Below are 555 nucleotides of genomic sequence, written 5' to 3' on the forward strand. Positions count from 1 at the left end.
CTCGCGGAGAACGTCTGGAACACCGACAGCAAGCGGTCGGAGACCCAGGTGATCCACAGTTTCGGCCGTGCGGATCAACTCGATCGCGCCGCTCTCGAGCGGCTGGTGCGCAGCATCAACCGTGTGCTGGGCGATGACGAGCAGGTCGGTGATGGCGCGCCGGCAGGCACCGCGCCGCCCGATATCGAGATCGACGCCGCCTTCGAGTTCGGCATTCCGTTGACAGCGCGGCATCTGTGGGAGGAACTCGGCATCGGCCCGGCGGTCAGGGATTGCCTGAGCAAGGCCGAACTCACCGCCCCGCATGAGGCAGCGTTGTTCGCGATGGCGGCGAACCGGCTCGATGATCCGGGCTCGAAGCGTGCCTGCGCGGAGCGGTGGCTCACCGACACTGCCTGGCTGCCGGAGGCGACTGGTTTGACGGTCGACCACCTCTACCGCGCCCTCGATGTTCTGGCGGTCTGGGCCGACGCGATCGAGCGGGCGGTGTTCCTGCGGGCCGCCGACCTGTTCCGCCTCGATGTCGATCTGATCTTCTATGACACCACGACGGCC

1 pseudogene is annotated in these 555 nt (G+C 67.2%); it reads left to right on the plus strand.

The features are described 5' to 3' along the window. Positions 1-555, plus strand: a pseudogene (locus tag APM_RS18135) (transposase); the annotation flags it as partial.

The sequence above is a fragment of the Acidiphilium sp. PM genome, from assembly GCF_000219295.1.
Taxonomy (GTDB): domain Bacteria; phylum Pseudomonadota; class Alphaproteobacteria; order Acetobacterales; family Acetobacteraceae; genus Acidiphilium; species Acidiphilium multivorum.